The organism is Bacillus sp. MMSF_3353 (assembly GCF_030733445.1).
Classification (GTDB): domain Bacteria; phylum Bacillota; class Bacilli; order Bacillales; family Bacillaceae_G; genus Bacillus_A; species Bacillus_A wiedmannii.
In genome coordinates, this window is the sequence record NZ_JASHJA010000018.1 from 66,147 (window position 1) to 73,671 (window position 7,525).

Below are 7,525 nucleotides of genomic sequence, written 5' to 3' on the forward strand. Positions count from 1 at the left end.
ATCATCTCATATGAAAAAAGTGAATAATCTCATGTAAAAAGAATGAACTTCTGCACTGAGCAGGTTCATTTTTTTTGTTTATAATGAATAGTAGAGAAACCGAAATAGGGGTGAAATGATGAATACATTAGAAATTAAAAATTTAACGAAAAAATTTGGTGATTTCATCGCGGTAGATAATATGTCTTTATCTATTAAAGAAGGAGAGATATTTGGCTTTTTAGGATCAAATGGTGCTGGTAAGAGTACAACGATAAATATGATTGCTGGGTTGTTAAGAAGTAATGAAGGTGAAATTAGCATATTAGGAAAAAATATAAAGAAACATAATCGATTTGCGAAGATGAATATCGGTATCGTTCCGCAAGATATTGCGATTTATGAAGAGTTAACTGCCTATGAAAATGTGAAATTCTTTGCTGGACTGTACGGGTTAAGAGGAGCTGAACTAAAAGCGAGAGTAGAGGAAGCACTTCAATTTGTGGGACTTAGTGATAAACATAAAAGTTACCCGAAAAACTTTTCAGGCGGGATGAAACGAAGACTGAATATTGCTTGTGCGATTGCTCATAGACCGAAGTTAATTATTATGGATGAGCCGACAGTTGGAATTGATCCACAGTCAAGAAACTATATTCTCCAGTCGGTTCGAAAATTAAATGAAATGGGCAGCACTATTATTTACACGAGCCACTATATGGAAGAAGTAGAAGAGATTTGTACGAAAATAGCAATTGTAGATCACGGTAAAGTGATTGCAGAAGGAACGAAAGAACAGTTAAAAGCGATTATTACTGATACGAAAGACATTTGGGTTGAAGTGAAGTCAGTAGAAAATTTAGATGTAGAAAAGTTAAAAGAGATAAACGGTGTGAAAGCTGTTCAAGTTGAAGAGAACGTAATCAAGGTAAACTCGGATGCAGGAGTAAATAATTTAAATAAAATTATTCAGCATTTCATTAATCATGACATTGAAATTCGTTCATTAGAGGAGCAGGCCCCGAACTTAGAAACAGTATTCCTTACGTTGACTGGAAGAAACTTACGAGATAAATAAAAGGTAAATGAAGAAAAGGTAAAGGGAGGTTCATCAATTGAACATCTTCAATATTGCAGTTATGCATATTAAAAGAGATTTCAGAGACGTAAGAACTTTAGTTTTTATGTTAGCATTTCCGATTGTACTAATGCTTGTGTTAGGAACAGCGTTAACGAATGCATTTGATAGCGATAGTCAAGCGATTAAAGATATACAAGTGCTCTACAAAGATGAAGCAAGTAGCACATTTTCTCAAACGTTCGAAGCATTTACGAAAGAAGTCGATAAATCGGGTATTCATTTTAAAAAAGCTTCAGGCAGTATAGATGGGAAAGAAGAAGTGAAGCAAAATAAATATGCTGCTTATGTAGAATTAAATAAAGATGGTGCGAAATTTTACGGAAGTGACAAAAGTAGTATTGAGGGAAGTATTGTGGAAGGCATGCTTACAACATTTATTGATAAGTACAATGTAGCGGCCGAAGTTGCAAAAGTTGATCCTAGTAAGGTGAGCGCGGTTATTTCAAGCGGAAATCATAATGATTATATAAAAGAAACATCTTTACAAGCTGCGAAAAAGCCAGGTTCTATGGATTACTATGCGGTTGTAATGACGACGATGATTGCACTATATGCTGCGATGGGAGCGAGTTCTTTAATTCGTGGAGAACGAATACGTAAAACAGGAGATCGCCTCATTGCTGCGCCTATAAGTAAGGCTGAAATATTCATTGGAAAAGTACTTGGTAGCCTAGTAGCAAATGCTCTTTGCGTATTACTTGTCATGTTATTTAGTAAATTTGTCTTTCAAGCGAATTGGGGCGAACATCTTGGAATCATATTTATTATTTTATTAACACAAATCTTTCTAGCAATTAGCTTCGGTTTAGGGATTGGATATATTACGAAAACAGCTGAATCATCGAGAGCGATTATTCTTGTAGTTGTGCAATTAGCCTCTATTTTTGGTGGTGCATATTTCGTAATAGAAGAAAATTTCGTTACGAATTTATCACCATTAACGTGGGCAAACACAGCTGTTATGAAAATTATTTATGCAAATGATGTAGGAGCAGCGCTGCCAGTAATATGTTTAAATCTTGGCATTTCGGCACTCTTTTTATTAATTGCAATTATTGCATTACGTAGACGGGAGGGGCTATAGTATGAAAGATATTTTATGGCTCATACAAAAAACGTTATCTGTACTTTTGAAAAATAAAAAAGGGTTATTCATTATTATTAGTTTGCCGATAATTGGAACATTAATCTCCTTCTCAATGTATGGGAATGTCGGGCAAGGGACGTTAAATATCGGGGTTATAAATAAAGAAAATCAATCTATAGCAAATGATACGGTGAAATTTTTAGAAGGATTAAATCATGTAAAGGTAAGTAAAATTAAAGAATCTGAAGTAGAAGATAAACTTACTTCCAAAAAACTTGATGGAGTTATTACATTAGAATCTGGTTTTTCAAAAAGTGTTCGAGAAGGGAAACCAAATCATATTGAAATTTCATCGATTAAAGGTGATCAAGTAACAGGATTTATAAAATCATATTTATACAATTATATTGATAATGTAGCAGCTATTAGTAAAGTAGCAGGAACAGATCAAAGTGCATTTGATAGTATGTACGCAGGATATCAAAAAGGTTCATTTAAAATGAAAACTGAGACGCTAGAAGATACTTCGAAAAATAAAGATATGACAAACCAAACGATGGGTTATCTTATTATGTTTATGCTATTTTCAGCAGCGAACTTATCAGGTTATATTTTAAAAGAAAAAGAAAATAGAACGTATTTTAGACTCTTATCAACGCCAATAGATGGGAAGAAATTCATATTATCTAATGTCGGGGTAAATATGATGATATTAACAGTACAAATTCTGATTACAATCCTATTCCTAACGAATGTTTTTCATACGAATATCAACATGCCTTTCATAGTGATGCTTGGCGTACTCATGCTATTTGCTTTAATAGCGATTGGAATATCGTTAGTGCTTGTCGCTTTTTCGAAAAACTCAGCATCGGCAAATGCACTGCAAAATATGATCATTGTACCGACATGTTTACTCGCTGGATGCTATTTTCCGTATGACATTATGCCGAAAGCAGTGCAAAAAGTAGCTGATTTTCTTCCGCAAAGATGGCTATTAGATACGGTATCAAAACTACAACAAGGAATTTCGATTTCAGATTTGTATTTAAATATATTAATCTTAATTGCCTTTGCGGTAGCATTCTTCTTAATTGCTATTTATAAGTTTGGAAGAAATAATGATGCGAGAAACTTTGTTTAATATGAAAAGGGTGTGACGTTAAGTCACATCCTTTTTTGTATGAAGCATGAAATCTAAATTGGAATGACAAAATAGAAGGGTAGAAAGAAAATGAGCGGAAGGAAATCAAAATGATTAAAAAAATATTGCGAGTTACTTCTATTATTATTGCTATTGTTGTTTTTATTTTAATTTGGATGCATATCGATGTTACTTTAGGTAGGAAAATGGAAGCTGGGAAAAACATGCCGACAGAGTATGCACCTCATTATAGTGATTTTCAATTATTTGTAGAAGGAAAGTCATTTTATAAACAGTTATTTACTGATATAAGGGAAGCGAAGCAATCTATTTACACGTACTTTTTTATTTTGTCGGATGATAAAAGTAGCCATACTTTTTTAAACTTATTAAAAGAGAAGGCAAAAGAAGGAGTAAACGTCTATTTATCCGTTGATCGCATTAATGATTTATCATTTGAAAGCAAGATGATAAGTGAATTGCGGGAAAGTGGTGTACATTTTACATATAGTAGAAAACCTGAATTGCCATTCGGATTTTATTCACTTCACCATCGTAATCATCGCCGTATTACGACGATTGATGGGGAGATTGGCTATACAGGTGGTTTTAATATAGGAGATGAGTATTTAGGGAAAGATAAGCATTTTGGATATTGGCGTGACTATCATGTGCGGATAAGAGGAGAAGGAGCAAAAGATTTAGAAGAGCAATTCGCTTCAGATTGGAAACGAGATACGAAAGAAAATATAAAAAGAAGTACGAATAAAGCTAGTAAAGGGAATACATTACATACGATGACTAGCTACAATGGACATTACGTCGCTGAAAAGTATATCGAATTAATAAAACAAGCGAAGCATTCAATCGTAATTACAACACCTTATTTTATAGCGAAAAATAAAGAATTTATGAATGCTTTAATTGAAGCGCAAAAACGTGGTGTTACAGTGAAAATACTTTGGTCATATAAACCAGATATTCCTCTCATTAAAGAGGCAGCGTATCCTTATATTCGTCAAGCTGTTAATAATGGAATTAAAGTATATGGTTATAAAAAAGGAATGTTTCATGGGAAGTTAATGATAATTGATAATGAACTAACTGTTATCGGTACAACGAACATGACTGCACGTAGCTTTTATATGAATGATGAGATGAATTTGTATATTCACGGTGGGACTATCATATCAGAAGTGAATGAGGCATTAACAAAAGATTTTCGTGATTCGAAAGAGATGACGAAACAATTTTTTGAGAAGTTATCGTTTTGGGAGCGTTGTAAGGAGAAAGTGGCAGGATTAGTGGATTTTTATTTATAAAGGTTAATGAAAAAGGATGTCTTTTATAGACACCCTTTTTTAATGAGAGATAATTAGTTTTCATGCACAAGCAATGAAGCATCATCATTAATCAATGTCCCCACATGCTCCCCTAAGCAAATTCTTTTCATTACACCAGGCTCATCAAAGTTAAAGACGTGTGCTGGTAAATTGTAATCACGAGCAAGTAATAAAGCGGCTTGATCCATGACTTGAATGTTTTGCCTAACAACATCGTTATAGTTTAGTTTTCTGTACATTTTTGCTGATTTATTATGTTTTGGATCACTAGTAAAGACGCCATCTACTCCTTGTTTTGCGACTAATATTGCGTCACTATTCATTTCAATGGCTCTTTGAACACTTGGATAATCTGTCGTAACGAACGGCTGCCCGTTACCGCCGCCAAAAATGACAACATAACCGTTATCTAAATGATGTACTGCTCTGAGGCGAATATAAGGCTCTGCTACTGCATTAAACGGGATGGAAGTCATAACGCGTACTTCTTTATTTGTTTTACTTGTTAAGACGCCGCGAAGCATTAAGCTGTTAATGATTGTACCTAACGTACCGATATTATCAGCTTCTACTCGATCAATGCCCCATTCTTCAGCTAGATGACCTCTGAAAATGTTACCGCCGCCGATGACAATGGATACTTCGATACCTAAGTCAATAATGGATATAATTTCGTTTGCGATATGTTCTAATCTTTTGGAGTTAAAGCTATTTCCGGATTGATCAGCAAGTGCGCCGCCGCTTAATTTAATTAAGACTCTTTTATATGGCTTCATAACAATTCCCCCTATATAGATCGCAATAAAAAAGGAACAAAGGCAAATGCCTTTGTTCCTTTTTAAGAAAATGAAAAAGAAAAGAAGAAGATAGGACGAATTTTTGTACATAATTTTTCATACCATCCACTCCTTTTCATTTCGATTTATTGTAAGTGTATATCTTTTTGATTATACGAAACAATCTGATTACTTATCAAGTATATTGTATCTCTTTTTAATAAAAAGGTGTCAATGAAAAAGAAAAGAAAAATTTTCGAATTTTTTGTGCCGAACTTGTAGGTTTTTGTATGATTTTGTAGGTTCGCTTATAAGATGTGTGAGTAGCTTTTATAAATTTAAATTGAAAGCGTTCGCATGAAGGGGATGAACATAAATGAAAAAATTCGGATTGGCAACACAAATTTTTGTCGCGCTTGTTTTAGGGATTGTAGTAGGGGCAGTCTTTTATGGCAATAAAACGGCGATTTCTTATATCACACCAATTGGGGATATATTTATTCACTTAATTAAAATGATTGTAGTACCGATTGTTATTTCAGCATTAATTGTTGCAGTAGCTGGTGTAGGAGATATGAAGAAGCTTGGGAAACTGGGTGGTAAGACAATTCTTTATTTCGAAATTATTACGACGATTGCTATTTTAATGGGATTACTTGCGGCGAATATATTCCAACCAGGTACTGGCGTTGATATGAGTAATTTACAGCAAAGTGATATTTCTTCTTATAAACAAACGGCAGATGCTACAGAGAAGAAAGGATTCGCTGAGACGATTGTTCATATTGTACCGAAAAACGTATTTGAATCGATTTCACAAGGTGACTTATTACCGATTATTTTCTTCTCCGTATTATTCGGTTTAGGAGTTGCGGCAATTGGGGAAAAAGGGAAGCCTGTCTTTAACTTCTTTGAAGGTGTACTCGAAGCGATGTTTTGGGTTACAAATCAAGTTATGAAATTTGCACCATTTGGTGTATTCGCATTAATTGCGGTTACGGTTGCAAAATTTGGTGTAGCAACACTACTTCCTTTAGGAAAACTAGTGCTAGCTGTATACGTAACTGTTATACTATTCGTTGTGATTGTATTAGGTATTAATGCACGAATGGTTGGCGTAAACATTTTTACATTAATGAAAATTTTAAAAGAAGAACTCATTCTTTCATTTACGACAGCAAGTTCAGAAGCTGTTTTACCTAATATAATGAGAAAAATGGAAGAATTCGGTTGTCCAAAGGCAGTTGCCTCTTTCGTAATTCCGACAGGTTATACATTTAACTTGACTGGATCGGCTATTTATCAAGCGTTAGCGGCATTGTTTGTTGCACAAATGTACGGTGTGCACATGTCACTGACAGAGCAAATAACGTTATTATTCGTTCTCATGTTAACATCCAAGGGTATGGCGGGAGTTCCAGGTGCATCGTTCGTTGTTGTATTAGCAACGTTAGGTTCAATGGGGTTACCACTAGAAGGTATCGCGTTAATTGCGGGAATTGACCGCATTTTAGATATGATTCGCTCATCTGTCAATGTATTAGGAAATGCATTAGCGGCCATTGTTATGTCGAAGTGGGAAGGCGAATTCGATGATGAGAAAGCAAAACAATATGTAGAAACAGTCAAAGAAACAAAAGCAGCATAAGAAATCGTTAAGGAGTGAATAATCATGGCAACATTAACTGAAGTTAAAAATGGTGTTCGAATTGAAAAAGATTTTTTAGGTGAAAAAGAAGTACCGAATTATGCATACTACGGCGTACAAACAATGCGTGCAGTTGAAAACTTCCCAATTACAGGATATAAAATCCATGAAGGTTTAATTAGAGCGTTCGCAATTGTAAAAAAAGCTGCAGCGCTTGCTAATACAGATGTAGGAAGATTGGAATTGAGCAAGGGCGGCGCGATCGCAGAAGCTGCTCAAGAAATTCTTGATGGAAAATGGCATGATCATTTCATCGTAGATCCAATCCAAGGCGGAGCAGGTACTTCAATGAATATGAACGCAAATGAAGTCATGGCCAATCGTGCTCTTGAATTATTAGGAATGGA

The 7,525-nt window shown here is 34.7% G+C and carries 7 protein-coding genes; 6 read left to right on the forward strand and 1 reads right to left on the reverse strand.

Annotated elements, in window-relative coordinates; all coding sequences use genetic code 11:
• Nucleotides 1–118: 118 nt before the first annotated feature.
• From RBB48_RS24095 to cls, 4 genes are all read left to right on the forward strand, one after another.
• Nucleotides 119–1,057, forward strand: a complete 939-nt coding sequence (locus tag RBB48_RS24095; protein ID WP_001093813.1) for an ABC transporter ATP-binding protein — start codon at nt 119–121, stop codon at nt 1,055–1,057.
• Nucleotides 1,058–1,094: 37 nt separating this feature from the next.
• On the forward strand, nt 1,095–2,204 hold the full coding sequence (locus tag RBB48_RS24100) for an ABC transporter permease (RefSeq protein WP_087983105.1): 1,110 nt from the start codon (nt 1,095–1,097) through the stop codon (nt 2,202–2,204).
• Nucleotide 2,205: 1 nt separating this feature from the next.
• Complete coding sequence (locus tag RBB48_RS24105; protein ID WP_106382802.1) at nt 2,206–3,351, forward strand: ABC transporter permease; 1,146 nt, start codon at nt 2,206–2,208, stop codon at nt 3,349–3,351.
• A 110-nt stretch (nt 3,352–3,461) separates the two neighbouring features.
• Nucleotides 3,462–4,673, forward strand: a complete 1,212-nt coding sequence (cls, locus tag RBB48_RS24110; RefSeq protein ID WP_142310376.1) for a cardiolipin synthase — start codon at nt 3,462–3,464, stop codon at nt 4,671–4,673.
• Between the two features lie 53 nt (nt 4,674–4,726).
• On the opposite strand, the gene pyrH is transcribed toward cls, so the two are convergent.
• Entirely contained in the window at nt 4,727–5,470 is a 744-nt protein-coding gene (pyrH, locus tag RBB48_RS24115) for a UMP kinase (RefSeq protein WP_048543321.1), read from the reverse strand.
• Nucleotides 5,471–5,846: 376 nt separating this feature from the next.
• Here pyrH and RBB48_RS24120 point away from each other — a divergent pair, with 376 nt between their 5' ends.
• Entirely contained in the window at nt 5,847–7,118 is a 1,272-nt protein-coding gene (locus RBB48_RS24120) for a cation:dicarboxylate symporter family transporter (protein ID WP_048543320.1), read from the forward strand.
• Nucleotides 7,119–7,142: 24 nt separating this feature from the next.
• On the forward strand, nt 7,143–7,525 hold a 383-nt coding region (locus RBB48_RS24125), incomplete at its 3' end, for a lyase family protein (protein WP_306008183.1).